Source organism: Sphingobacterium sp. 2149 (assembly GCF_031455655.1).
Classification (GTDB): Bacteria; Bacteroidota; Bacteroidia; order Sphingobacteriales; family Sphingobacteriaceae; genus Sphingobacterium.
Genome location: NZ_JAVDTD010000002.1, coordinates 360344 through 385176, shown reverse-complemented (window position 1 = coordinate 385176; position 24833 = coordinate 360344). Strand labels below are relative to the sequence as shown.

General features: G+C 42.6%; 24 protein-coding genes. 8 read left to right on the top strand and 16 right to left on the bottom strand.

Going from position 1 to position 24833, the window contains the following annotated elements:
• Positions 1–54: 54 nt before the first annotated feature.
• Positions 55–666: a hypothetical protein gene (locus J2X77_RS03915; protein ID WP_158656030.1), complete on the bottom strand. Its 612-nt coding sequence runs from the start codon at positions 664–666 to the stop codon at positions 55–57.
• Between the two features lie 318 nt (positions 667–984).
• On the opposite strand from J2X77_RS03915, the gene J2X77_RS03910 reads away from it, so the two are divergent.
• Positions 985–1332 (top strand): helix-hairpin-helix domain-containing protein, encoded by a 348-nt coding sequence (locus tag J2X77_RS03910; protein WP_070561039.1) that lies wholly within the window; start codon positions 985–987, stop codon positions 1330–1332.
• A 155-nt stretch (positions 1333–1487) separates the two neighbouring features.
• Here J2X77_RS03910 and J2X77_RS03905 read toward each other — a convergent pair whose 3' ends face one another.
• Positions 1488–1688 carry a hypothetical protein gene (locus tag J2X77_RS03905; protein ID WP_158656029.1) on the bottom strand — a complete coding sequence of 67 codons (201 nt, stop codon included), beginning with the start codon at positions 1686–1688 and terminating at the stop codon, positions 1488–1490.
• Positions 1689–2134: 446 nt separating this feature from the next.
• On the opposite strand from J2X77_RS03905, the gene J2X77_RS03900 reads away from it, so the two are divergent.
• From J2X77_RS03900 to J2X77_RS03890, 3 genes are all read left to right on the top strand, one after another.
• Positions 2135–3091, top strand: a complete 957-nt coding sequence (locus J2X77_RS03900; RefSeq protein WP_104384698.1) for a helix-turn-helix domain-containing protein — start codon at positions 2135–2137, stop codon at positions 3089–3091.
• A 191-nt stretch (positions 3092–3282) separates the two neighbouring features.
• Complete coding sequence (locus J2X77_RS03895) at positions 3283–3753, top strand: MauE/DoxX family redox-associated membrane protein (protein ID WP_104384697.1); 471 nt, start codon at positions 3283–3285, stop codon at positions 3751–3753.
• A 140-nt stretch (positions 3754–3893) separates the two neighbouring features.
• A complete protein-coding gene (locus J2X77_RS03890) occupies positions 3894–4235 on the top strand; it encodes a hypothetical protein (protein WP_104384696.1) in 342 nt (113 codons plus the stop codon).
• A 76-nt stretch (positions 4236–4311) separates the two neighbouring features.
• On the opposite strand, the gene J2X77_RS03885 is transcribed toward J2X77_RS03890, so the two are convergent.
• The 3 genes from J2X77_RS03885 to J2X77_RS03875 are packed head-to-tail and all read right to left on the bottom strand — an operon-like array spanning position 4312 to position 9656.
• Positions 4312–5646, bottom strand: coding sequence for a RagB/SusD family nutrient uptake outer membrane protein (locus J2X77_RS03885; RefSeq protein ID WP_104384695.1), 1335 nt, complete (start codon positions 5644–5646; stop codon positions 4312–4314).
• Between the two features lie 9 nt (positions 5647–5655).
• The gene (locus J2X77_RS03880; protein ID WP_104384694.1) at positions 5656–8853 is read right to left on the bottom strand and encodes a SusC/RagA family TonB-linked outer membrane protein; all 3198 of its coding nucleotides are present in this window, start codon (positions 8851–8853) and stop codon (positions 5656–5658) included.
• Entirely contained in the window at positions 8850–9656 is an 807-nt protein-coding gene (locus J2X77_RS03875) for a redoxin domain-containing protein (RefSeq protein ID WP_310079178.1), read from the bottom strand. Before J2X77_RS03875 ends, J2X77_RS03880 begins: the two co-directional genes overlap by 4 nt.
• 666 nt (positions 9657–10322) lie before the next feature.
• On the opposite strand from J2X77_RS03875, the gene J2X77_RS03870 reads away from it, so the two are divergent.
• Positions 10323–10706: a helix-turn-helix transcriptional regulator gene (locus J2X77_RS03870; RefSeq protein WP_310079176.1), complete on the top strand. Its 384-nt coding sequence runs from the start codon at positions 10323–10325 to the stop codon at positions 10704–10706.
• Positions 10707–11001: 295 nt separating this feature from the next.
• Positions 11002–12210 (top strand): hypothetical protein, encoded by a 1209-nt coding sequence (locus tag J2X77_RS03865; RefSeq protein WP_310079173.1) that lies wholly within the window; start codon positions 11002–11004, stop codon positions 12208–12210.
• A gap of 251 nt (positions 12211–12461) precedes the next feature.
• Here the strand turns inward: J2X77_RS03865 and J2X77_RS03860 are convergent, their stop codons facing one another.
• The 5 genes from J2X77_RS03860 to J2X77_RS03840 all read right to left on the bottom strand — a co-directional run bounded on the left by J2X77_RS03860 (position 12462) and on the right by J2X77_RS03840 (position 15473).
• Complete coding sequence (locus tag J2X77_RS03860; RefSeq protein ID WP_310079171.1) at positions 12462–13442, bottom strand: DUF5712 family protein; 981 nt, start codon at positions 13440–13442, stop codon at positions 12462–12464.
• 8 nt (positions 13443–13450) lie between these two features.
• A complete protein-coding gene (locus J2X77_RS03855; protein WP_209577065.1) occupies positions 13451–14005 on the bottom strand; it encodes a BfmA/BtgA family mobilization protein in 555 nt (184 codons plus the stop codon).
• The gene (locus tag J2X77_RS03850) at positions 13998–14315 is read right to left on the bottom strand and encodes a hypothetical protein (protein ID WP_209577067.1); all 318 of its coding nucleotides are present in this window, start codon (positions 14313–14315) and stop codon (positions 13998–14000) included. Before J2X77_RS03850 ends, J2X77_RS03855 begins: the two co-directional genes overlap by 8 nt.
• Positions 14308–14586, bottom strand: coding sequence for a helix-turn-helix domain-containing protein (locus J2X77_RS03845; protein ID WP_209577070.1), 279 nt, complete (start codon positions 14584–14586; stop codon positions 14308–14310). Before J2X77_RS03845 ends, J2X77_RS03850 begins: the two co-directional genes overlap by 8 nt.
• Before the next feature lie 134 nt (positions 14587–14720).
• Complete coding sequence (locus J2X77_RS03840; protein WP_209577072.1) at positions 14721–15473, bottom strand: hypothetical protein; 753 nt, start codon at positions 15471–15473, stop codon at positions 14721–14723.
• A gap of 121 nt (positions 15474–15594) precedes the next feature.
• On the opposite strand from J2X77_RS03840, the gene J2X77_RS03835 reads away from it, so the two are divergent.
• Together J2X77_RS03835 and J2X77_RS03830 are read left to right on the top strand one after the other, a co-directional pair.
• Positions 15595–16290, top strand: coding sequence for a hypothetical protein (locus J2X77_RS03835; RefSeq protein ID WP_307184356.1), 696 nt, complete (start codon positions 15595–15597; stop codon positions 16288–16290).
• A 433-nt stretch (positions 16291–16723) separates the two neighbouring features.
• A complete protein-coding gene (locus J2X77_RS03830) occupies positions 16724–17749 on the top strand; it encodes a LacI family DNA-binding transcriptional regulator (protein ID WP_104384684.1) in 1026 nt (341 codons plus the stop codon).
• A gap of 127 nt (positions 17750–17876) precedes the next feature.
• On the opposite strand, the gene J2X77_RS03825 is transcribed toward J2X77_RS03830, so the two are convergent.
• From J2X77_RS03825 to J2X77_RS03800, 6 genes are read right to left on the bottom strand one after another with little or no spacing between them, the layout of a single operon-like run.
• Positions 17877–19076: an endonuclease/exonuclease/phosphatase family protein gene (locus J2X77_RS03825; protein WP_104384683.1), complete on the bottom strand. Its 1200-nt coding sequence runs from the start codon at positions 19074–19076 to the stop codon at positions 17877–17879.
• Positions 19077–19130: 54 nt separating this feature from the next.
• Entirely contained in the window at positions 19131–19955 is an 825-nt protein-coding gene (locus J2X77_RS03820) for an endonuclease/exonuclease/phosphatase family protein (RefSeq protein ID WP_199768726.1), read from the bottom strand.
• 47 nt (positions 19956–20002) lie between these two features.
• Entirely contained in the window at positions 20003–21334 is a 1332-nt protein-coding gene (locus J2X77_RS03815) for an IPT/TIG domain-containing protein (RefSeq protein WP_209577076.1), read from the bottom strand.
• Between the two features lie 19 nt (positions 21335–21353).
• Positions 21354–22160, bottom strand: coding sequence for an endonuclease/exonuclease/phosphatase family protein (locus tag J2X77_RS03810; RefSeq protein ID WP_158656028.1), 807 nt, complete (start codon positions 22158–22160; stop codon positions 21354–21356).
• A 40-nt stretch (positions 22161–22200) separates the two neighbouring features.
• The gene (locus tag J2X77_RS03805) at positions 22201–22905 is read right to left on the bottom strand and encodes a DUF3823 domain-containing protein (protein ID WP_310079166.1); all 705 of its coding nucleotides are present in this window, start codon (positions 22903–22905) and stop codon (positions 22201–22203) included.
• A 26-nt stretch (positions 22906–22931) separates the two neighbouring features.
• A complete protein-coding gene (locus J2X77_RS03800; RefSeq protein ID WP_199768724.1) occupies positions 22932–24830 on the bottom strand; it encodes a RagB/SusD family nutrient uptake outer membrane protein in 1899 nt (632 codons plus the stop codon).
• Positions 24831–24833: the final 3 nt, after the last annotated feature.

Sequence of the window (24833 nt, the reverse complement as noted above, 5' to 3'; positions counted from 1 at the left end):
ATAATAAAATAAAAATATGTTATCCTCCCTTAATAAAGAAACAGCTGTACTTGTTTATTCTTTTGAAAACAGCATTGTCACCTTGGACCGAAAACTATCCTTGTCGCCATAGCTGATTTCCTGCTGTAATTTTAATAAATTTCCATCGAGGAATATGTCCCACCAGTCAATATCTGTCCTGAGCTTTGGGTAATAATCGGCAAGAGAATCAATAATTCCTGTTGCGGAGGTTCCCCATTTCTCTGCCCAAGCGGATGGGTTAAATGTATTAGTTTCCTTTAGCAGAAGTTGGTTTGCTGTGATACGATAATAGTATTTTCGGAAATAGATAGGTTCTCCAATATGGATCCCCCCATCTTTAATACTTACATCTGCACCTGATGGATTCCAATTAGTACCATTCGCGGTAGAGCTGACAAAGTAAGGGGTTGTCAAGCGCAGGGAAGCACTGTCAGGTCCATCAAAACTCAGATATTCGTAAGGAAGATGCTCATTCTGAGCAATACTGTTTTCATTTTTGTCTCCGGTGGACAGGATCGTTTCATAACTGGTTAACTTCCATTTACCTTTAAGGCTGTTGGCCATGTGCTGTCCAGAATTCTCCTTCTTGCAGGAAACAAACAATAGGAGGAAAATGAATAAAATAATCAATCGGTTTCTCTTCATGGCCTGTTATGGTTTGAGTGGCTAAAATAAATAATTTAAATCTAATTTTACAATCTATGAGGGTTTAAGTGTCGGACTGTGATAGCCCGCATATAGAACTTTATCATGAGGCCTTCTTGTCGGTAAAATTTGTGGTGGGTTTGGCCTACAAGTTTAATTAATCGAGCGTATTAAATGCTTGGGCATGGTCAAATGGGAGTTGGTCGAATAATTTTTGAATTATTATCCGAGTTTATCTAATTTGAATATTGTTTTTTTGAACTGGACAACGGTCAGAATAGATAGCCATAATTACAGAACTGGACAGCCCGAATAACCATGAAAGAATTCGAAATTGATATTTATCTAGAAGGAGTGAAAACGAGGATCAATCTTCGCAAGATGGATTATACCTCGCTTCGGAACCTTTCCCTGAAATTGCAGCGGCTATTGGGAGATAACAGGTATATCCATGAGTTGGTCCTTGAAAGCGACCTCTTTTATTTCCGGCAGGAGCTCAGCGGAAAGACCGTCAGTGCCCTTCACAAGAATGGAATAATAACTGTTGCGGACCTGATGGCCTGTTCGTATGGGGATCTGGCTGCTATAGGCGGATTGGGAAACAAATCCCTTTCAGAAATATCCGGCTTTGTTAAGGAACTTGGAAAATGGCCCATCGAATTTTGAAAGATCTTCCGAAAAGTGTAATTTGATATTGTTTTTCAAACAAATCCCATAAACTAATCCTTAAGCGGCTGCCCCGAAAGGGTGGCCGTTTTACTATGGATACCCCTCAGTGGACAGTCCATCGGATATAAGGATCATGGTATGGGGCGACGCTTTTATAGGTCTGGATTTTCTTCCCCTTTATCCCTTCTCCATTTTTTCTCGGTAATGGAGTTAAAATTTGATTTTTTCCATTTGGTCAGGTGGTAGCCCCCGCAATGTGTACAGTAATATGCACGCCGCTGTACAGGCCGTCCCTGCCTGTGCTTGATGCGGCGGCCTGTTTCGTTTCGTCCCTTTTGAAAAAGTAGTTCCACTTAATGTCGAGCATGACGAGCCGGGCCTCTATCGAGGAAGCAAATATCACCTTTCCGGTTTCCCTGCATTTTTTATTGGTCGCCATAGAAATAAGTTTTGTTTTTCAGTATTCCCTTCGGTTATATTTTGGTCCTTTGAGGCAATAGACTACGAAAATATTTCTCTGCCCGTTAGCATGTCCAGATCGCTCCCTATTTTGACCGTAGGTATTGACCGCTTCTTAAAGCTAACCAATTTGCTGCTGAAAACGAGGCAGACAGCTATCTGGTCAGGAGAAAGGCTGTACGAAAAAGTCAGATATCGAGGAAATCGTAGAACTTATAGTGGTCAGACCTCTGTTTGTCGAAAAAATTTGCTAATGTGAAATGTAACACCCTACATTTAATGTATTTCGTACCCCTAAAGTAGTCCAAGTAGAACAGTATACAATTATTTTTTTGCGTTTATGACGGATCATTTTAATATTATTTTTCCCACTGAGCCCCTTTCCGTACTTGATTTAGGTAGCTGTCCTGCTGACTGGACGGAAAATGCTTTGAAGTCAGCAACTTCGTCCTTAAGGTATTTTTTTCCGAAAGCAGAAGTCCTCCGTGAGAAGCTACTCCTAAAAAAATACCATATTGAGCTTTTACAGATCCGTACAGAAGAACCTTTCAGACTTCGATTTCAGTTGGACCGTGACAGGCTGTTCCTTTTATTTACGATGCAGGGAGATCTCAGGTTTTCAACAGAAGATGGTACAGAAGTTACCACGGCAAACGAAAACAGTTTTTATCCCTCACATAGTAGGGCCGGAGTCTACCGAGGAGAAATTGTAGAAGAGTCTGTAGTAAAGGCTCTCATTATTTCATTTGATCCGAAATGGACAGAAAGTATTGTCCGGCCCTATAGGGTCCTATGGGAGGCGTTAAGTGAAATAGCGCTTTCCGATAGACAGTTCAGCATCCTTCCGCGCCTTAGGATTGATCATGTGCTGGGAGAAGAACTTGACGAGATACTGGACTTCAATGATGCCAATATCGGGATCGTCAAGCTCAAAATGCGCAAGAAGATTGCTATGGTCTTGAAGTCTTACCACGAAATGCTGGTCAGCTCGGGACTGGACAGGATCTATCTGGCAGGATTATATATAATGAAAAATTTTACAGATCCAGAAATTGATATCCAGTCGCTGCTACAGGATCTACCGATGAGCGATAAAACTTTTCGCAGAAAGTTCAGGGTCATATTTGGAACTACGCCCTATGACTATTGTGTAAGGCTAAGAATGGAGAGGGCCCGAAAATTCATCGATGAACAGGGACTGACCCAAAAAGAAGTATTTTCCCTGGTTGGCTACACGGATCTTGGTAGCTTTTCACGTATCTATCGTAGCTACTACCGAAATGGAGGAAAGAAATAACCTCATGTAGATCTTTTCTATTGTATCTCTTTTGTTACCCAGAAAGAGAATAAACGGACATTTTTGATCAAAAGTCTCCAAAAATTGTCCGTTTTTTCCTTTTTCAGGCTATACCCAAACCTGAACTTTGTATTAAAGGTTTTGTAACCGGCTATCCCTGAATAGGGAACAGCGATATAAACAATAAGGAAATGAGAACAAAAAAGAAAATAGAGACTATCGCGCAATACGGCTTTTTACTGCTCTGGGGAGTTACAGCTGCTGTCAAGCTCAGTAGCTGGGATACGACCAAAAGTGAAATGGCATTGCAGTCATTTCCCTACTGGATGGAGCAACTGCTTCTTTGGGGACTCCCGGCCTTGTATATAGGCCTGACCTTAATTTTGCTATATAGACCTACAACGAAACTGGGCCTGAGGCTGTCTACGGTCGTGATTGTTATTTTTACTATCTATCTTTTGGTTGGAGTTTCGGGGGTACTCGGTTATACGCCCTGCGCCTGCGCTGGGATATGGCCGACAAACAACCACTGGCTGCATATTGCACTGAACAGCATATTTATTACCATAGGTATCATATATTGGGTGTCGGCCCACAAAAGCCATACGGAAAAAGACGTCGTTTCCGATCTCGGCAGGAAGGAGGATACCATCTTATCATAACTCAGCCGATAAGGCAGGTTGAAGGTCTGCCCTGCCAAGATCAAGGAATATCCCCAGGCCAAGACCTCGGATGGTATATGGGGCAGGCCATGCAATGGGCCTGATGAAATCAGCGCATGCTAACCATTAAATTTTTTGTTATGAAATCATTATTTAAAAATTTGAACTTTGGCGCATTAGTGGTACTTCTATCAGTTGTGGCCCTGACAGTTTCCTGGAAAAACCATGAAAGCAAGCGATTGACTTTCCAATGGTTTGAGGTTTCCGATAATGGATCAGGCAATACCAACAAGGTTATTGACGGTCCTTATCCCGGAGGAACACCCGGAACTGAATGTCAGGAGCCTGAAGGTAACATGTGTGCCGTTCCTATCGACAGACAATCCTATACCGGCCCGATCAATACGTTGGCCCATGCTTACCAGCTACAGACAGAAGGTAAGATCCTTGTAGGTGAACCTGTTTATAGAGAAGAGGAATAAGCAAATTAACATATTTTTTCACAGGGCCCGATCCTTTAGATGGCGGATATAGCTATCCGCCATCTATCATTTCTGATCAATAGTTTTTCTCACTGTCCGGCCATTGCCAAACCCATCGGGCATCATCAGGGAGCAGTGAATACGTTTTTCCGCCTGCCTGACGTGTCAGGGTGATCCCATCGTCACCTGTTAAGTTCTGTTTCCTGATGTCCGACCATCTGGTTCCCCGCATATAAAGTTCTTTTATCCGTTCGTCATCGATGCGCTCCCGAAGGGAATTTTCATCTGAGGCGATTGAGCCAAAATCGCCGTTCCTATACCGATGGGACAGTAGAAACTCCAGGTCATCTTTTGCTTTTTCGGGCAGGCCTTTTTTGAGATAGGCCTCAGCACGGATCAGGACAACTTCATCCAGGGCCAGTCCGTTAAAGAAGATGCTTCCCGCATAGGAACCATAAAACCGTCGCCCATTCTTAAAAAATAGGGCTTTTCTCAGATCATTTTGTTCATAGGACCTCAGGATATCTTCACTGACGATCCCCTTGCTCATAATGGGAGCTCCGAAGGACTGGCAATAGAAAAGGATCTCGCTGTTTTTCATTCCTTTTTTCATGGCGTCAAAAGGATATGAAGGGGATCCGCTGATCTTGTTATAGTCAAGCAGGTCTTTCTTTACCGAAAGGATCTTTTCACTATATTCAAGGGCCTGATCCCAACGGTCCATTTCCCTGAAAATTCTGGCCAGCAGTGCGTACGATGAAAGTCTCGACGGTCTATAATTATTAGCTGCTGTTTCCGGTAGCAGGCTGGCTGCTTCCAGCAGATCCGATATTACTTTATCGTACATATCTTCAAGGTTGCCGTATTGCGGACTGACCGCTACATCATAATCCAGACGTAATGGAATGGCCCTGTCCAGCTTTGCTGTTGCAGGGACATACGGTCTGCAGAATGCCTGCGCCAGTTGATAATAGGCAAAGGCACGATGAAATAGCGCCTGTCCCTGAATATTTTTCCAGCTCTCAAGGTTTTGGGCATCAGGTTTTAGTTTCTTTATGTCCAGTGCGAGATTGGCATACATAATCACCTGATAAGCATTGTTCCAGTCTGCAACCTGTTTTCCTTCATAGACATCATCGGCCCAGATGTATCCGTTTTTATAATAAAAATAGGATATTGGGCTCAGCGTTTCCCATGCGTCGTCGGGATAAATATATTCATCAGACCCGATGGACACCAGACGGAATGCTGCCTGTTTGTTCATCACGGTACTGTTGTCCAATATCGCCTGATAATCGTTTATGTTGCTTGGTATAACCTGATTGGTCTCCCTTTTCTCATTCAGAAAATCCTTTCCACAGCCGGCAAAAAAAAGAAAGCAGCAGGGGAATATAAAAAGTATCTGTTTCATAATGTTTTATTAAAAGTCCAATTGCATTCCCAATGTGATTGTTTTTGGCGCTACATATTCCGCTCCGGAATAATCGGGATCAACACTGCGGTCACCGGACTGCCATAAAACACCGAGGTTACGTGCCATTGCATAGAAGCGCATATTATTGAATTTAAGCTTTTTTGCCACCGAAATCGGCAGGTCATAAAATAACCGGATATCCTGAAGACGGATCTGGTCTCCCCTTTTGATCAATATGGCAGAATTGCTATATATGATATTCGAATAGGGAATGGTTTTGCCGATCTCCTGAGTGGCAGGAACATCGGTACTGTTTTCGTCTCCGGGTTTCTGCCACCGCTTAAAATAATCCATATTATAGTCAAGCGTATACTCGCCCCCGGAATTCATTGAATTTGCACGAAAGGAATGGCCTGTTTTCCAGCTCAATGTAAATTCCAGGCCAACCCCGTTATAGTTAAGGGCATTTCGGAGCGTTCCATAGAATGGGGGCACACTTAGGCCCGCTGCTGTTAGGTCATTAAAAGCCAGCCCCGAATAAAATTTGGTATAGTCCCTGCTTTCCCTGCCATCAACATATACAATGGGCAGACCGTCCGTATTGCCCAGTCCATACCATGGAAGAGTGAACATGGCGTCCCTGCTCATGCCGGCTACGGGAACCTTTCCGTCCAGGTAATCGGAAATCACCACATTATTGTTCTGCGCATATCTGGTGACACGGTTCCTGACAAGATTCAGCAGAAGTGCAGAGGTCCATTTTAGCCTGCCATCCGTATTTATGGAATTTAGCTGCAGTTCATACCCGTTTGTAACCAGATCCGCATAATTTATAAGCCTGGAATTATTGGCGCTCCCACCTTCAATAATACCAGTGTTGGGGGGGAGTATATCTTCGCCGATCAGGTCGGAAGCGTTCTTTCTGAAATATTCGGCAGTACCGGACAGCCTATTTCCAAATGAACGAAAATCAATGCCCATATTGAATGTATTGACTCTTTCCCACCGGAGCGACGGGTTCCCGACAGATAATATCTGAGCATTGTCCACCCCCGTTGTCAGGTCGGCCCCCATGTGCCTGACCGTTGGATATACGCTCACGGATTTATTGACATTTCCGGCACTGCCATAGGTTGCCCGTATCCGGAGATATTCCAGATTTCTTACCGCAAACCAGTTTTCCTGCGAAATGTCCCAGCTCGTACCAAGGGAATACAGCGGTGTTCCTTTCTGATTTGTCTTTACACCAAAAAGATTGGAGCCATCCCATCGCAGCGAGGCTGAAAGGATATACCGTTTTTTAAAGGTATATCCCACATTCCCGAAATAGGAAAGATAACGGTCCACAAAAATTCTGTTTGTATAATCGGGAGACGATATATAGCCGTAGCTGTCAGGACGCAGGTTGTAGCCCTGCGAATAGTCCAGATTTGTCAGGCCCATTGCTATATCGGGATTGTAGCCATAAAGTGTTGAGCCCGGTGTAATGGTCCGCCTGAATTCCCGTATCTCGCCGCCGATCAGCCCGGAGACCTGATGGTCTTTCCCATAACTGCCGTTATAGTTCAGCTGTCCCCTTGCCGAATGGCTCAGAAGCGATTCAGGGGATTCATTTATGAATATCCCACCATAGGGTATGATTTTTTTTCCGTCATCCTGCGTGAAACGATTGACCATATCCCGCACAAAATAACTGTCCCTGTCGTATAACACACTGCGAAAAGAACTTCCTTTTGTGTACTGATAAGTAATGTCCAGATGGAAATCTTGAAGAAAATCATACCGGAGGCCGGCATTTAACCGCAGTTCCTCACTTTTTCTACGTTTATCTATCAGGTCACGCTCCCGTAAAGGATTGTACTCCCAGTCCAGCAGTCCATCAGCTTTGGCCCGATCAATATAGCTCTGGCGATATTCCTTTATCAGGGTCAGGCGATTCCCGTTTTCGTCCATCAATCTTGTATAAGGAGACAGGCCTACGCTTGTTACGTGTCCTTTTAGGTCGTTCAGGGTGATCCCGTTTTCTTTTCCATGCTGCTGACTATACCACACCGAACTCATCACCTCGAGGTTCCTCAATGGCCTGAACGTGTTCTGTGTACTAAAGCTGACACGGTTCCCTGTATTTCCGATTACTTCGCCCCTATTTTTGTCATAGCCTCCCGATAGGAAATAAGTATAATTTTCTCCCCCTCCGCGGGCATTCAGCGCATATTGCTGGACGACTGATGGCTGGTACAAGTACCGCATGGCCTCTTTTCTGACTTCCGTTTTCTTGAGCATATTCTCCTGGCCGAGAAACTCCTCTTCCGTCATGGAACCATTGTCCCGGGCGATCAGCATTTCCACGTACCTGGGGAATGGTACCTGATTATCAGTATCAATATAGAATCCGCCATGAAGGTATTTTTCCTTTTCTATCTGCATTACGGTTTCACTCGGCAGCCGGTTTCGGCTGTACATCAGGTCGGGTTTCCGGCCGATGGACAGATTGCTGTTAACGGAAAGTACTCCCTTCTGATTATACCGCCCTTTTTTTGTTGTAATCACGATCACTCCATTGCCGGCACGTGCTCCCCAGATAGAAGCGGATGCTCCATCTTTTAGAACTGTAATATTATCTATGTCATTCGGATTGATGGATGTGATATCGCCATCGTATGGGAAATTATCCACGATGATCAGTGGACTGGCATCCGATTGGATCGTTGCGAGGCCCCGAACACGGATATCCGAAGGTTTTGTTCCGTTCGGTGTGACAAACTGAACCCCTGAGGCAACACCGTCGAGCCTTTCAAGTATGTTCGCTCCCACAGAGCGGTTTAAAAGCTCATTGTTTATGGTAGTAAATGATCCGGTAGCTCTTTCTTTGGGGATCTGGTAAAACCCTGTGTTTACGACCTGTACTTCACTTATTGCCTGCGTTGCATGGACCAATCGGATTTGCAGATTCCGGCCTGCCGAATTTACCGCGACTTTCTGTTCAATGTATCCAACAAAGCGGACGGATAATGTATCGGGAAAGGATACTTTGCCGAAAGAAAAATGGCCATTTTCATCAGACAGCATCGTTTGCCTAGCCTCTTTGAGGGCCACAGTCGCTCCAGATAGCGGAATATTATTTTCTCCGATGATCTTTCCGGCTATCTGCGCTTTTCCTTCCAGAAAAGAGATTAAAAAAAAGAAGAGTATTATTTTTTTCATAGCTCCTCCTTTCCCTTCTTTAGTTTGCGGTCTCCATTTTCCGAGAATGAGGGTGGTAGACCGAGCAATAGGTTATTGATAATTTTTTCGCTGTCAGCCCTGGCATCAGAAAGGCCAATGAATTTGCCTTTGTTGATCCAAGCTGACGGACCGGTAACTGGCGTTCCGCAGAAATAGTAATTCAGTAAATATACCTCCGGTCCGATCAGCTGCGGCATATTCCAGCCCATTTTATGGATCATCAGTTCGGCTTTGTAATCCCAATCGAGCATCAGCCCGACCACCTGGACCTCCCCTTTATATTTTGGCTGTAGTTCTTTCCACTTATTCATGGATTTCAGGCAGGGAGAACACCATTTCGCCCAGAAATCGAGCACGAGGATCTTATCTGCCGCAAGTTCCCGCAGGGTTATACTATCTCTTCCCCGGATGTCACCAACAATCCTGACCGGCAGATCCCATATTTCGTCGGGGACATTTTTACCGACCTTTAAAGGTCTTATTCTATCTATTTTTGCGCGATACTGAAATACCGGATACTTCTCCAGATCGGCATTTGGATAGTACATTAACTGTTCCCGTGAATTTTCCTTTTTGTCGATTATATCGACGAAAAAAGGAATGTTCTCCCGTGTTATTTTCTTAGCGGATTGCCCGGCATCAGCCCGTGTTTCCACGGACTGTGCGGAACATAAACTAAACATAGAAACGAAAACCGCCGTTAACGTCTTTAACAGGCTGTTTCCCTTATAAAGACCTGTTTTTAGAATATCTTTTATTAGTAATAGTATGATTGTGAACATAATCTGGTCTGTTTATGATCGAAAAATTACCGATACGGAAAGGACGTATTTATCCCATTACGCTATTTTGCGTTTATTTTTCGATAGAAAATGGGTTTGTTTTTGGCTTATAATATAAAAAATAGCCGCTCCCAGCCCTTGGAAAATTTATGACGGATTCGGTCGGGACAAAGAGGGAGCGGTATATGGTTACTATACCTCACTATTCGGGTGGGCACGCTAAATTTTGAAGTAATTGTTTTTTTTGATTCATGGCTCATTAAGTTTTGAGCCGTATCAATACCGATCAAAAAACATTGGGTCGGGGCTTATTGAATTGCCCAAGCTCCCATGTAGGAATGGGGAGTGATCCGAAGATCACCCTAGACGCAACCAATAAGTGCCCCGACCCAATGCAAATGCCTTGGCGTCGGGTGTTCACTTACTCCTCGCGTCCTTGAAATTTCCTACATTGCTTGGACGAGGCTCTTTATTGTGAACACCCTCTAGAGAGTGCAAATATAATATTTCTTTTTTTTTGCTACTTTTTTAATATTTCATTTATTCAATATATTTTTAACAGGAATTTTATCCTTAATAAAGGTAGGAATTTGTATTTCGGAATTAAGCCTACTTTTAGTATCTTTAAGGATACTTTTAGTGTCTATTTGATTAAATATGTAAGAGATGGGAGCTATACAGTCAAAAATTAAGCGGTTCAGAGAAGCTGAGGGTATTACACAGCAAGAGATGGCAGACAAACTGCATATCCATGTGAAAACTTGGCAAAAAATCGAAAATGGAATTACGCGTCTGGATTTGGAAAGATTAAAACAGATTGCTAATGTTTATGATATACCAGTTGAAGATCTAATCAATACTGATGATAGTATTTATATTAGTGAAATAAAAGATAATAAAGTCGGTTTTAATAATTCACATGTAACCATTCAAGATAAATCGGAAAATGAAACCAAATTATACGAAAAATTATTGGAAGAAAAAGATCGCATGATAGATATGCAATCCAAATTTATCGCAGAATTGGAAGAAAAACTAAAAAATAAATAGATTATATTTAATTAAAAGCTGAGAACTTGGTCTCTATCCTCCGGGATGGGGGCCTTTTTATTTTCAGTTTTAAACAAACACTGTAAAAGGTTTAGACTCATCTTGCCAATTTTGAAATTGAGAGTCTTTTTCTATGATATATGCTTCACATTCTGATTACAGATAAACTGATGGACCCAACTTCAAATCTTAATTGTTGATAATATATCTTATTTTTATTAACTTAAGGAATATTTAAATTCTCTATTGATAGGACAGGGGGCATATTTGGAGGATTTAAGTCAAATGGAAGGGTATGACTAAATCGAGCCATCGAAAAATCAGTTACGGCCAGAAGGAACAGGCCCGCCGACAGGTGTTTTACCACAGGTTACGCATTATCTGTGAGAAAATGGTTGGCAAGGGATATTTTGAGCTTCTTCCTGAAAGTAGCCTCCGACTTTTATATCTATATAGATATCCCGATATCAAGGTGATCGTACGTGGTAAACGTGTCATGAATGAAGAGGAACTCAAAGATTATAAGCAGACTTTGGCCGAGCTGCTCAGCGGTCAATATATCGAAACCCTATTGGGAGAAAAGATCTCTTATGCACGCTTTCTGACCGATGCGCTTGTCCTGATCCATTATATACAATATAGGGTGGGTACGAGAATCAAAGGGTTTTCTAAGTTACGGGAGGTGTTCGCACCTTATTTTACCACTACAGAGTGGTTCAATCAGCAGCGCACGAACATTATACAGATCATGAGCATCAACGATCTACAGCTCTATGATTTTTACAGGGGTACAGTACGGTTCAGTTTTGACCGGATGGCGATAGAACAATTCGGTGGGACCAATGAAATCTATATTCACCGTCTGGCCCATAGCACAGCTTTACAGGAAATAGACGGAAAGAAAAGGATAATTGTCCGTATGGGTGTTCCCTCTGCGGCCAAAATAGATGAATTTGACTGGATTTCTATCAGACCGAGCCAGTTGGGACTGACCAATGTTGATGACGATATGCCTCTTCCAATCTATGCCCAGCAGCATGCCCTCGACCGCTTTGAAGAACGCGCCGTGTTTTGGAGAGGATATGTACAGGCCTATATTGGATACATAATACGGGAAGGAAGTGCCCGTACCATTGTAAAAAAGGATTATTTGCTGCTGGAATGTTATCTCGCTACCCACAAGGTGGGTTACTTTGTCATATCGCTCCAACGGGACAAGTGGCTGATCCGGACTTTCCTGTTCCTGACCAACTCAGGAACACCAGAGGGCAATAAACTTGAAGAGATGACCAACCTGAAATTGCTCGACAGGAAGCACCTGATGATAGACTGCATGGACGCTTTTTTGCTTTACGATATTGCAGGAGATAAAGGGCTACGCAAACTCTTTAACAAAGCTGGATGTGGATCCTTGATGAAATATGCTGATCAGATCAATAAACATGGAAAGGAGAGCCTCAAAAGTCCTGATTTTATATACCGTTATATGGCTATGCTGAAATAAAGAAAATACCAGAGTTTTTCTTCTTAACGGTACTTTGATTTGAACATACGATCCTATTGCCAGCGCTTAGGCCACCAAAAGGCAAGATGGTACAATTGGGGCAGGGGCGCTAGCAGGGCCAGTGTGACTGGGCGTTCACTATACCCTAGACCTTTGGACCATCTTGGATAAATTCGCCCAGGCGGTGACAATGGATATCCACATGTACTGTTATCTATATTTGCTGATATATAGAATAAAATTCTTTATTGTTAGCGCATACCGCGACCCCTGTTTTTCTTTTTTCGCTTTCTTTTTCTTTCCTCCTCAGCAGCAACGGTATCATGTCCTCCGAAATCCTGAGCTGGAGCAAGTAAAATATCCAATAGCCCCCAACCGGCTTCTGCAAATGAAGGTACCCGTCCTGTTAACTGCGGAAATTTCTCTAAATCAACCTTTGAAAGAATCGGTTCCTTCTGTTGATTTTCTCCTGTTGTATCTGCTCCGTTCTTCAATTGTCTGTCAAGTGTATGCAGTGCCGCCTGCTGGTCAATATTTCCGTTCTTCATCGTATTTGCGTAGAGCAGTGTATCTTTCAATTTTCGGTCAAAGCCGAACATCCTATCGAAAACTGTTTCACCTGACTGTTTGAAAGCCATCTGGTCAAACTGTCCCATTTTTTTTGAATGTTCCACATTCCTTCCACGTGACCTGTTCTGGGGACTTAACTTGATCCTGTTTGTTAAATCTTTTCTGCTAACGATGACCTGTACATGGAACTGCGGTCCTTCTTTACGATCCCTCACTTTTTTTGTGCCATTTTTTACCTCTCTGTCCTTATGGATGTAATACCGGTAGTTTTCCAGTTTGCCAAACCACAAAAGATCCTTATTGTTTTCTATTCCCGGGCGCCTGAAATTGCGTGCATATTCATCCATGATCCTTACGGCATATTCTTTCAGCTTTTCCCTTGCGCCCTGCTCGCCATAGGTAGCCAGTAGAAAGTCGATCTCTTTCCTGCTGGGGCTGATGTTGATCAGGAAGAATTTACTGTCATCTTTTCCCAGCTTGGCGACATTGCCATCTATACCGATACGGACTTCATGAGGCCTGATGTTATTGCTATCCCCATTGAACCAATGCTGGGGTACTTTGTTTTCGGCAAGGCGGTTTTCCTTTTCAAGATAAGAAACTAAATTCCCGCAGCTTCCTTTGTTGTCTCCCGTCGCTGAGTCTGTGATGTTGATATACATAGCAATGTCTAAAGATTATCCAGTGCTTCCCGGACCTGTTTGGCCAGTTCTTCCTTTCTGGCGGCGGATACTGGCCAGCCAAGCGTTTCCCGCTGACTGATGTAATGTTCAAGGATCTTTCTGAAATTATCTTTTAGCTCCTGCTTTTCTGCGATCCCCAAAAGTAATTTCTTAAGGACTTTATCGAGGCTCCCGAGATACTCCGTATTTGCTTTCAGAAATTTTGACGATTGCTGCTGTTCATCAGAAATGACGTCTATCGTTCCTGATTGCTGTTTGTTTATGGCAATCAGCTCATCCAGCATGGAATAGACAGGTACCAACAGGTCGGTTTCCTGCTTTCGGATAAAGGAAAGTATACGGCTTACTCCACTGGAAAGTTCCTTTTTCAGCACCTCATCGTTCAGATCGGCCGGATCCTTCTTGTTCCTGTAGAAATAATCGACCATCTGTATCACCAGCAGGCGTTTTGTCCGACCGAGTTTAAGGGAAAGATGTTCGAGTTTGCCGTCCACTTCCATGGGGAAGCGGACGGACCTTGTGTTTTCATCGGACCTAGCCATTGCTGTCGGGAATATTGTCCATGATAAACCTGAACCTGCTTGCCCTGGTCGGATGCCATGAGGGGATATACTCAAGATAACCAAACCTGACAAGTTCGGAAAGGCATTTATGATAGGTAGCAATGGAACGTATGCGCGAAAAATGCATCAGTTTCCTGCGGCTAGAATGAAAAAAATCATTGTAATTATCCTGCTGCTGAAAATAGCATAGGGCCATGACAAGCCCGATATGTGAAGGCAGTAGTCTATCATCCTGCGTGATGTATTTAAAATAAGCGCTAAAGTTATGGTCATGCTTATTATTAACCATTGCCGTCACCTCCTTCCATCATCATATCTACATCACTACTGCGATAATACATACTGCCGCCGATCTTTTTGAAGGGCAGTAACCCGGTTATCCGAAGGTTCTGCAATGTTCCGGGGGATATGTTCAGTTTCTTTCTAACCTCCCGGCTACGGAGCCATTCTCTTTCTCCGTTTTCCGCTAAGGTCTTTCCTTTTACGATCTGTCTGATTTCATCGAGCAGCTCTTTTTTAAATACCTGTAAATCTTCTTTTGTCAGAATGTCTAGTAGCATAGTAAACCAATTTTATGAACAATATGGGATCCAGCTATATGCCGGGCCAGTGCTACAAAATTGGGGGCTGGGAGAGGGGTTTGGATGACCATTGGACTGCGCTGGTCATGTTTATTAATCGGACAGGACTGTCATTAACTCTGATTTTTGGGAATAATCTCGAACAGTTTTTTTTCCTCCGGGATCCTGACTCCTTTCATGGAATCTTTCGGGTCTTTCTGTACAAAATAGTTTCGGGCGGTATTGACCGGTATATCTTTGCCATTGTAGACAAAATATTTTGAGACCATTTTATAATATGGGCTTTCGTGGTCACTGACCAGTAGTTTTCTTCCGTTGGGAAGGGACAGGTTTTTCATCTGTTGCAGCAGATCGATAAATGTGGGAAGATGGTCGTCCTGTATCATTGGCTTTACGGAGACTTCATATTTCTCCAGATCGGCAAGTTTGTTCCGTAAGATCTCTTGCTCTGAACGTAGTTTTACGATCTCTTCGTCTTTCTCTTTTAGCAGCATGTCATTGGGCCGGATGTTCCATTTGTCGAGCGGTGCGAGGAAATCCAGGAATTCACCCAGCTTCTTAATATTTGAGATATGGAGCGCGTGCTTTGATGAAAACGGATCCTTTCCCTTAAAATAATCTATCCTATCCGAAACGACATGCCAGGCATGGGAAAAGAACTCCTTTTCTGAGCGGTTGCTACCGGAGAGATAAAATTTCAGATGGTATCGGTAATAGTCACTAAAAGCCCCTTTCTCTAGACCATAGATCTTCAACAGGAAGTGATTGTCTTCATAACCCATTTTGAGTCCCAAAATATTTCCTAAATCAAAAGGGTTCGGATTGAAATCAAACGCTTTTCTTGCTTTAAAGTAAGTTGCTGTCATATAACTAATTTAATAAAATCATCACAATAGATATGAATCAATCCTTTGGATATGGATAATATTATCTGGTGACGCTCTTCTAACGAGAAACAATAAGTAAATTTGGTAAACGACCAATACTATGCATGATTTAGACAGATTAAAAATGTTGATCGGATTGTACCAGAAGGAAGCAAGGGACTTGAAAAAGTTAATTTCTACCAGCATTAAGGAATGGGAGTATATGATGGCAGATTATTATGCACAGAGGTTGCGACAGGTCAATAGGGAGTTACAGATATTGCAGACAATCCTTGACCCCGATTATGGTGAAAAACAGATCCTGATTAGGCAGATTACCCACTATAAAAAGAATCGCTCATTGGCGGGTCAAAAAAAATTAAGGGAACTTTACGAGCAGTGGATAGGAGATGCCGAGAAGAAGTTGGAGGGACTGAATAGTAATGTGAACCCAGACTCGCCCTTTTCCAGGGTTTTGGCTGATCTACTAGAGAAATTGAAACGGAAGGAAGTTCAAAAAGTCGTACTGATGTTCGATAGTGAACAGGATCTTGGTATCATAATTACCAGCGGTAGAAAGTTATACCTACGAATTCCCAAAATAAAAACTCTCAGAAATAGAAACGCTATCGGAAACCATCAGATCAGCCTTCTGCAGCGAATGGGGTTCCAATGGGATGCAAGAGAAACTTTGTTGTATTTGGGATTGGAGCTTAACACCTTAACCAATCAAGTGATGGAATTATTGTCAAAAATTGTGTTCAAAGTTTTCATATTCGAAGAGATGGGGGGTAAAAGCTACATCAGATATAGCTAAATGAATGCTTATTCAGATAACCAGCGATATATTTATCTATATTGATAGCCTAATAGATATATTGTCTATTCTATATACAGCCTATTATTTCCCATGTTGGATTGAATTATAAACTATACTGCGCAGTATACTAAAAAAGGGCTTAATGAAAGTATTAAGCGAAGAGAGTATCCCCGGAGGATACTCTAACCCCCATTTCTAGAGAATGGGGCAAGAAAAGTAGGGCTCTGCCCAACTTCTGCTTGCTCTAATGTCTCGTCCTACTATGGGGTTTACAATTGTTTAATAAGATAATTGAATTCCTTTACAATTTGATTAGCATTCAAATTATATATATTTATCTATTGAAATGTTTCTGCAAAATTAATGGGTGTAAATGCAACTCAACTTCCATTTTTGAAATAAAAATGTATATTTTTAAGCTTCAGAACTTATGGAAAATAAAAAGATCTCAATAAATGACATTGCGAAACACTTAAATATTGCAAAGTCAACCGTGTCATTGATCATTAACGGAAAAGCTGATGAGAGACGCATCAGTAAAGAATTACAGACTAAGGTATTAGATTATGTCAGAGAGGTTCGTTTTTATCCCCATCACTTAGCGCAAAGCCTTGCAACAGGACGGAGCAACAGTATCGGACTTATTGTTGAAGATATTTCTGACTCATTCTTTGGACCAATAGCACTTATGATCGAAAATCTAGCCAAAACGAAAGGTTATAGAATAATGTATAGTAGTACGCTCGGTGACACCAATACAGCCATTGAGATTATCAATTTTTTCAGACGGAGCCAATTAGATGGTTATATTATTGCGCCAACCAAAGGAATAGAAAATATAGTGAAAGAAATGGTCGATGAACATATCCCAATTGTTCTATTTGATCGGGATCCGGTCGAAGGGGTAGATTTCGTCGGAACGAACAACAAGGAAGCAACGATAGAAGCTTGTATGCATCTTTATGATAGGGGTTTTCGTCAGATTGGATTCGTTACACTCGAATCTACACAAAGCCAAATGCATGAGCGATTATCAGGTTATGAACAGGTTATGGTGAAATTAGCTATTGATTCTAAAGTGGCCTTTATACCGTTTGAATCAAAAAAAGCAATCAAACAGCAGCTTATTAAAGATTTTCTTGAGAATAATCCGGAACTGGATGCTATCATCTTTGCAACCAATTATCTTTGTCTAGCAGGATTGGCTGCAATAAATAACCTAACGACTAACACGAAAACGGATTTCGGAATTGTGTCCTTTGACGATCATGAGGCGTTTAACCTGATCTCTCCAACGATCACCGCCGTACGCCAGCCGTTGGAAGAACTAAGTAATAACATCATAAAATTATTGCTAAAGCAAATAGAAAAGCCAACAAGGGATAATGCTAGTCATGTGGTATTGCCCTCAGTGATAAAAACAAGAAAATCATCTGAAAGAAAAAGTTTTACATAGAATCGTATTAAAGGGAAAAAAAGACTCCTCAAATTTAAGATATCATGAGTACTAAAATAATCTTCTTCCGATAGGTAGCAATAACTAATCGAAAGAAGATTATTAAAAAAAAGAGTGTAATCAGTTATTATTGCACTTTCATTGAAGAGGCCTTATCATTGCCCGATGGTGTTAATTGAGAAAACAGTGGTGTATCCGTCGTCAACACCCAGTTGATCCCTAAGAAATTCTGGTGTTCATAGATCGTCAAAGTAAGCCCATTTGGTACTCTAGCCGAAGATGCCCAGTCATTTTCAATGCCTCGGGCATTGAGATCAGCTAAGTTATAAGTCCCTCTCGGTAAGAAAACTCCCTTACCACCATAGTGTGCATCTTTGAAAATACTTACCCCGTCTACTTGTAGTCGCGCAATAACAGGAAAATGATCAGAAGGCAATATTCCTCCGGGATCTTTATGGTACCAATCGACTAACCTGGAGGAAACTGACCATTGACCGGTAACAAAGATATGGTCGATCTGACTATCCCCGCTTGGGCTAATGTTCCATCCATTACCGGTAACACGTAATGCAGGCGACTTAGAACCAGCGATATTCCAGCTTTCTTCTAACCATGACGGACTATTAAGCACACTATATGCGGCAGAATTTTGATTTGCATTTAGGTCGCCCATCAGTACCGCCGGAAGATCGCCGATTTTGTTTTGCATATAGGTTAACAAAAGATTCGCACTATTAACCTTAGCATCAGCACCTTTATGATCAAAATGCGTATTAAATACATAAAAGATCATTGCCGTCTGTTTATCCTGAAGCTTTATCCAGGTACAGATGCGCTTGTATGCAGCATCCCAGGCTGGTCCGGCCGGAGCTGTAGGTGCTCCAGGCGCCAGCCAAAATGTACCGCTTTCCAAAGCATTAAATTTTGTGTTTTTATAAAATATGGCAGAGTGCTCAGAAGAACTATTTCCTTCTCGTCCTGTGCCCACTTTGCTGTAGCCTTGCAGATCTGAGGCCATATTGTCCATCTGATTTCCTAAAGCTTCCTGAACTCCGACTATATCACAGTCATGTTCCAAGATTCTTTCTTTGACCAAAGATCGCCTGACCGTCCATGCACGGTTTCCCGCATCGGGTGCATCCTGCCGGATATTAAAAGTCATCATGACGTACCCCCCGCTTCCGGCTATTGTTGCTGAACTTTGTACTTCGGTTGGTAAGGACAGCGTTTCGTCAGCCGGTGATGACTTTGCTAAATCTTTCGCACAAGCTGCAAAGATGCAGCCGGACAGAAGTGCCAGCTGCAGTCCATAAATTAATTTTCTCACAATTTATATCTTTTGGTTAACATGAAACAATTACGACGATAGCGTTCACTAAGACTATTTCAGATTAAATGTTCCCACAACTGGATAGTGGTCTGACTCTTTGTCCGCCCAAAATTGAACCGCGTAGTCCTTAACTTCAAAAGCCTGGTGAGGTGCATATATTAACCAGTCACAGGTATATGTAGGCTTTGGAGTCGGTACGGTCCATTCACAATTTGAGATTTGACAAGGCAAAGTAAACCATTTCTGCAAAGCCGGCATCGTCTGCGAATTAGGCCGAGAATTCAAGTCAGCCCCTAAAATGATCGGCTGCTTTAAATTTTTAATTTCCTTCAAAATCTCGTTGATCTGTTTTAAACGGGTGGCATCGTCCTTTTTATAGCCCAGGTGAGTCGTGGCGAAATAAAACTGTTTACCATCCTTTTCCAGCAACGCATATCCAAAAGATCGCGTATCATCCCCATCATCAGCAACCCCCAAATGAATGGACTTTGTTTGCAAAAGCGGATATTTTGAAAGGATAACATTTCCATAGTCTCCTTTCTTCAGGGTGAGCGCATGTGCAAAAAAATAATATTTCATTCCCGTCAACGCCGCTATTTCCTTTGGAAAATCCATCGGATTCACATCGGTATTGCGTTCTACTTCTTGTAGAGAGACCACATCGGGGTTGACCTTTCTGATTACCGCTGCAATAGCTTCAATACCCATTTTTCGAGCACTGTAGATGTTGTAGGTCATCGTTTTGATCTCAACTTCACCGCTCAATTTTTGAGCAGAAGTTTCATTCGCGCTTACAGCCACCAGAACAGCAGTGATTAAAGCAAACAGTAGAAGACGCAAGTTTAGATTTCTTGCTTTAGACAAAGCTATCATCATGATCCTATTCTTTAATTTAAGTAAGAATTTGGTAAAACATATTTTAGTTATTCTATAACTATTTTTCGAATAACGTGATTCCAGGTGTCAGCGACGTACAATGCGCCGTCAGGACCAAATTGCAGGCCTTCGGGCTCATAAAATTTTGCTGATAAAGCGTTTCCGTTCTGCAGGCCATTTGTACCCGCAATACCCGCGTAAGTAGTTACCGTACCGGTGGTCGTAATTTTTCGAATGCAATGGTTTTTACGATCGGCAACATATAAGTTTCCTTCGTTATCCAGATCCATCTGTGCAGGAGTGTTAAACCGGGCAGATTCTCCATTTCCCACCGCATTCCCTGTTGTATTGGCATTTGGTCCAGCAAGTACCTGTACTGTTCCAAAACTCTTGGTGCTTATGTCATAAGGAACACGATAAACACTGTGTGCATTGTAAGCGCCAGAAATATACATGGTTTGACCATCCTTAGAGAAAATGATGTCCATGATATTCACGTTTTTTGAATTGACACCAAACAGTCCCTCCAGACTACCATCGGGTTTTAATCGACATATCTTTCCCCCGGAATATACTCCCACGAATACCTCATCTGTCACTGGGTTAGTTGCGACAGTGGTTAATCCCCCTTGCGCTGACAAAGCTGTCAAATTGTTGTACTTACCTGAAGATTTCGTCATTTTGCCCAGGCCCATGGAGCCATTTGCGTTATTGTCATTAGTAAGAAACAATGTACTCTGATCCATTGAAAAGTCAAAAGCCCGGAGGCGTTCAAACAGCGTACTTTCAGAAGCCTTGAGTAAGGTCGTCACATTGTTATTTGATGCTACACGGAGTGCTGCGAAGTTATCTCGGCTGCTTGCCCCCTCTTCGACAAAATAAAGCGCATTATCCTTGCTCCATTTCAAATATCGTGGCCCCGACAATTTGGCTTGGGCATAGTCCCCATCCATATCGTCCTTGGTACTTCCCAAGTACGTATAGACTACAGTCTGGTAGCCATATTCAAAAGCCTGTTTGTAAATATATTCTTTCCCGCCAATGGTCAATTTGACTTTTCCAGAACCGGCATTCTGTGGAATGCGGGCCGTAATGATACGTCCATTCGAACTCAATACCGCCGCTTCCTTATCATTTATGGTCACCTTAATTTTTGTCAGATCTGTTTCAAAGTTGCTTCCGTACAGCGATATCTCAGTTGCGGACCCTCCGGAGATCGGCGTATACTGTGTAATTTGAGCCCCATCAGTTTTATCAGGGTAAGACATGTCACTGCCTTGATCTTTATTACAGCTCACAACGCCCATGCTGAATGCCATCAATGCCGCAAAGCAGAGGTTTCTGGCACCTGACCGTTTAAAAAAACTAATTATTGTCATGGTTTGTTAGGTAAAAATTTTATGGATTTTTGATCAAAAAGTTTGCAACGACCGGAAAATGATCAGATTGCGAATAAGAACTATAATCAACATCATATGTCTCTGTCACTGCTGCATCTGTAGGCGCATACATCAGATAATCTATGGTTCCATCAGGCTTAGGCGTCCCAGCCGTAAAACCGCAATATCCATTGAGGCACCCAGATGTAAACCATTTGGTCAGCACTTTATAGGCTTCTTCCGTAGGTTTGGCATTTAAATCTGCGGACAGAATGACCGGCAATGCAAGATCTTTGGTATATTGGCGGATCAGATCAATTTGATGGAGCCTATTTGCATTATCGGACAAATGGTCCAGATGGGTTACGGCGAAATAAAAGTCCTTATTTTCTTTGCTTACCTTGACAGTTCCGAGCGCCCTAATGTATGCATTGGCTTCCGATGTAAGTACATCCAGCAAATATGTTTTCGTTTCTTTGAGGGGAAATTTAGACAGGATCAAATTTCCATACTCACCTTGTGCCAAGTTACGTGCCTTAACAAAATAATAATAAGGCATTCCCGTGAGTTCCGAAAGTCGTTTACCAGTATCAAAATTCAGATTGGTAGAATTTACCTCTACCTCCTGTAGTCCTACGAGTTCGGGGTCATTTTTCTTGATCACTTCGGCGATGGCCTCAATGCCTCTTTTTTGCGCCGCATAGATGTTGTAAGTCATAGTTTTGACAGAAACACCAGTGACAGGTGGCTCTTCCACCTTGGTATCATTTTTACTGCATGATGCCAATAAAAAACCTAGGATACTTAATGTTATAATTTTTTTCATCAGTGACTTTTTTGTAGGTTTCACTTTGCGTGTTATTTGATCAGTCATTTGCTATCAATTCTATGGTATCACTATAATTCACGACACCGTTTACCGTCGCACTTACCCTGACGTAGATTTTGTTGCCATTTGCCTTGATTTTGTAGAAGTTCTCGACAAATTGTTTGTCATTGGCCAGTTCAAAGACATGTGTACCTTCTTCTATTTTGCCTTTCGCGGTCTTTGTGACATAATTAGCATTATTTTCATCTACTCGCGGTGTATAGTTCCACATGACAGATACATTGGTAAACGTAAAGGATTCATCCGCCTTATTGACTTTAAATGCTATTTCGACCTGATTTCTTGCGGAAATGGTCGCCGACGCTGCAATACGGGAAAAAGGGGTAGCTTTCAAATCGTACTGCGTCTGCCCATTAACCGTGGTATAGCCTTCACAAACCCCTATAAAAGGACCATTTACGAACACCCTATACTTCCCGTTAAACACTTTATTATTGGTATAAGATCCGTCTGCATTCGCTCTGAAATCGACAGAAGCAGTCGCATTTGTCCCTATTTCAAATAAAGAAACCAGTACGCCACCCGATCCCTCCACGGGCAGCGGAATAGGCTTGTTTGTTTCCATATCATAAACGGTTCCGTGCAGTCCGCCATTTGGAGCCTCCAGATTATCGATCTCATTTTCACAACTGTTCATGACAGCAATCAGCATAACACCGAGCATAAAAAAAATATTCTTCATATTTATCATAATTTTATACATCTCAATTAATTACCGTATCCCGGATTCTGAACCAGTTGCGGGTTTGTGCTCAAGTCCGTCGGACTGATGCGGATATAATAGTTTCTTTCCAGAAATAATCTCTTTTGCTTAGGAGGAACTCCGGTTTCGAAAGTAAACTTCTTACTTTTGACATTGAACCAAGGGTATAATGCGGTCCCCCTATAGTTGGTAAGTCCGCCCTGAGATTCATCCAAATGGGCCACCCGCCATCGTTTGAGATCCCAAAAACGCAGCTTTTCAAAAGCGAGCTCTACCTTTCGCTCCTGTCTTACTTTAGCGGTGGATATCGCTTCAAGAGGCTGGATCCCGGCCCGCGAACGAATGGCATTAACCGCCTGGAGAGCCTCTGCGTCTCTTCCGCCGAGCTCTACACAGGCCTCGGCAAGATTGAGGTAAATTTCACCAAGGCGAAATACTACCCAAGGTGTTTCCGAGCGTTTGGCATCAATATTAGTCATATCCGTAAGCGTTTCATCAAAAAACTTTCGCATATAAAACCCCGTTTTTGAAGCATCTCCCACGTCTGCACCACCATCTTTACCTGAAGTATTGTACCTCACGCCATCGATTGTAGCCACATTATCTTTGTCCGGCTGATTCTGTGCCTGATATTTTTGTCCCGAGCCATTTTGTCCATTGATCACCCCCCGTATCCATTCGACCTTGCTGCCCTTTAAAGGAGCTCCGGGTACATAGATGGAAGCAAATAGACGCGGATCCTTGCCAGCGAAAAGATCATAGGGACTATCAAAACTACGTGGTGTCCCATCCGTATTTTTTAAGGCCAATTTACCGGGGCTTCCATCGCTGTATTCAAATGCTTCGACCATTTCAAGCGTAGGAGTTACACCACATCCCCATCCGTCACCACGATAGGAAAAAGGAGCATTCATCTTATCCCACATGTGACCTTTTCCCGCTGAAACATTGAATGTTTTCTGAAAGATATATTCCCCATTATTACCATTAACACTTTTGGAAAACAGTTCATAGAAATTCTCCGCTTTGTCGGCATTTTTATTGTAAAGGCTATAGGTACCTGCGTCCAGCAATGCTTTTGAAGCATTGTATGATTCCGTAAAATACCGCATTGCCTCACTGGATGCTATTCCCACGTATCCACGTGTGACCGCCTCACCGCTTAAATTGGCGTTCGAACCATATTTTGCAATTGAACCAGCATAAAGCGCAGCTCGCGAACATAGAGCAAGCGCGGCACCTTTAGATGCCCTATATTTACTTTCAGCAGTTCTGGATGCGGGAAGGATATCACTGATTGCCTTACACTCAGCGATAATAAAATCATACACTTCTGACTCCTTATTTCTAGGTACCTGCAATCCTTCAAAATCTCCGGGCACATATTCCTGCGGCGCTGTCAGCAGAGGAACTCCTCCATAGCGTTTAACCAGTCCGAAATATTGCATTGCCCTTATCCAGCGTGCTTCAGCGTCGATCACACGTTTTTCTTCCGTACTCAGGACAGCAGTCTCGTTCAGCTTCTTGAGGAAGTCGTTGGTGCGGCGTATCTGTACGTATCTGGTCGCAAACGGATCTTCAAATACATAATCACTATAGGTATATATCGAATTGGCATTACTGAACGCATAATCCTTCTGGTACGCCCCTGTGGCTTCGTCCGACAAGGAAGTCAAGTTGAGCAGATTAGATTTTCCTGTAAACCAGTCGTCAAATTCATCTAATCTTAATCCTTCATCGTACATGGTGACCAGCACGGACTGTATCGCCTGCGGGCTTTCCCAGATCAAATCAGAAGTTATGACACCGCTAGTGAGTTCCCGATCCAGATAATCATTACAGCTATATAAACTCAGTGTAAGTGCACAGCTCACAAAGAGAGGACTGAAATATTTCATTTTCATAGT

What these genes read in the sequence shown, in the direction of transcription:
- J2X77_RS03915 (WP_158656030.1), bottom strand. Translation starts at nt 666, where the DNA reads ATGAAGAGAAACCGATTGATTATTTTATTCATTTTCCTCCTATTGTTT.
- J2X77_RS03910 (WP_070561039.1), top strand. Translation starts at nt 985, where the DNA reads ATGAAAGAATTCGAAATTGATATTTATCTAGAAGGAGTGAAAACGAGG.
- J2X77_RS03900 (WP_104384698.1), top strand. Translation starts at nt 2,135, where the DNA reads ATGACGGATCATTTTAATATTATTTTTCCCACTGAGCCCCTTTCCGTA.
- J2X77_RS03895 (WP_104384697.1), top strand. Translation starts at nt 3,283, where the DNA reads ATGAGAACAAAAAAGAAAATAGAGACTATCGCGCAATACGGCTTTTTA.
- J2X77_RS03890 (WP_104384696.1), top strand. Translation starts at nt 3,894, where the DNA reads ATGAAATCATTATTTAAAAATTTGAACTTTGGCGCATTAGTGGTACTT.
- J2X77_RS03885 (WP_104384695.1), bottom strand. Translation starts at nt 5,646, where the DNA reads ATGAAACAGATACTTTTTATATTCCCCTGCTGCTTTCTTTTTTTTGCC.
- J2X77_RS03880 (WP_104384694.1), bottom strand. Translation starts at nt 8,853, where the DNA reads ATGAAAAAAATAATACTCTTCTTTTTTTTAATCTCTTTTCTGGAAGGA.
- J2X77_RS03875 (WP_310079178.1), bottom strand. Translation starts at nt 9,656, where the DNA reads ATGTTCACAATCATACTATTACTAATAAAAGATATTCTAAAAACAGGT.
- J2X77_RS03870 (WP_310079176.1), top strand. Translation starts at nt 10,323, where the DNA reads ATGGGAGCTATACAGTCAAAAATTAAGCGGTTCAGAGAAGCTGAGGGT.
- J2X77_RS03865 (WP_310079173.1), top strand. Translation starts at nt 11,002, where the DNA reads ATGACTAAATCGAGCCATCGAAAAATCAGTTACGGCCAGAAGGAACAG.
- J2X77_RS03860 (WP_310079171.1), bottom strand. Translation starts at nt 13,442, where the DNA reads ATGTATATCAACATCACAGACTCAGCGACGGGAGACAACAAAGGAAGC.
- J2X77_RS03855 (WP_209577065.1), bottom strand. Translation starts at nt 14,005, where the DNA reads ATGGCTAGGTCCGATGAAAACACAAGGTCCGTCCGCTTCCCCATGGAA.
- J2X77_RS03850 (WP_209577067.1), bottom strand. Translation starts at nt 14,315, where the DNA reads ATGGTTAATAATAAGCATGACCATAACTTTAGCGCTTATTTTAAATAC.
- J2X77_RS03845 (WP_209577070.1), bottom strand. Translation starts at nt 14,586, where the DNA reads ATGCTACTAGACATTCTGACAAAAGAAGATTTACAGGTATTTAAAAAA.
- J2X77_RS03840 (WP_209577072.1), bottom strand. Translation starts at nt 15,473, where the DNA reads ATGACAGCAACTTACTTTAAAGCAAGAAAAGCGTTTGATTTCAATCCG.
- J2X77_RS03835 (WP_307184356.1), top strand. Translation starts at nt 15,595, where the DNA reads ATGCATGATTTAGACAGATTAAAAATGTTGATCGGATTGTACCAGAAG.
- J2X77_RS03830 (WP_104384684.1), top strand. Translation starts at nt 16,724, where the DNA reads ATGGAAAATAAAAAGATCTCAATAAATGACATTGCGAAACACTTAAAT.
- J2X77_RS03820 (WP_199768726.1), bottom strand. Translation starts at nt 19,955, where the DNA reads ATGATGATAGCTTTGTCTAAAGCAAGAAATCTAAACTTGCGTCTTCTA.
- J2X77_RS03815 (WP_209577076.1), bottom strand. Translation starts at nt 21,334, where the DNA reads ATGACAATAATTAGTTTTTTTAAACGGTCAGGTGCCAGAAACCTCTGC.
- J2X77_RS03810 (WP_158656028.1), bottom strand. Translation starts at nt 22,160, where the DNA reads ATGAAAAAAATTATAACATTAAGTATCCTAGGTTTTTTATTGGCATCA.
- J2X77_RS03805 (WP_310079166.1), bottom strand. Translation starts at nt 22,905, where the DNA reads ATGAAGAATATTTTTTTTATGCTCGGTGTTATGCTGATTGCTGTCATG.
- J2X77_RS03800 (WP_199768724.1), bottom strand. Translation starts at nt 24,830, where the DNA reads ATGAAAATGAAATATTTCAGTCCTCTCTTTGTGAGCTGTGCACTTACA.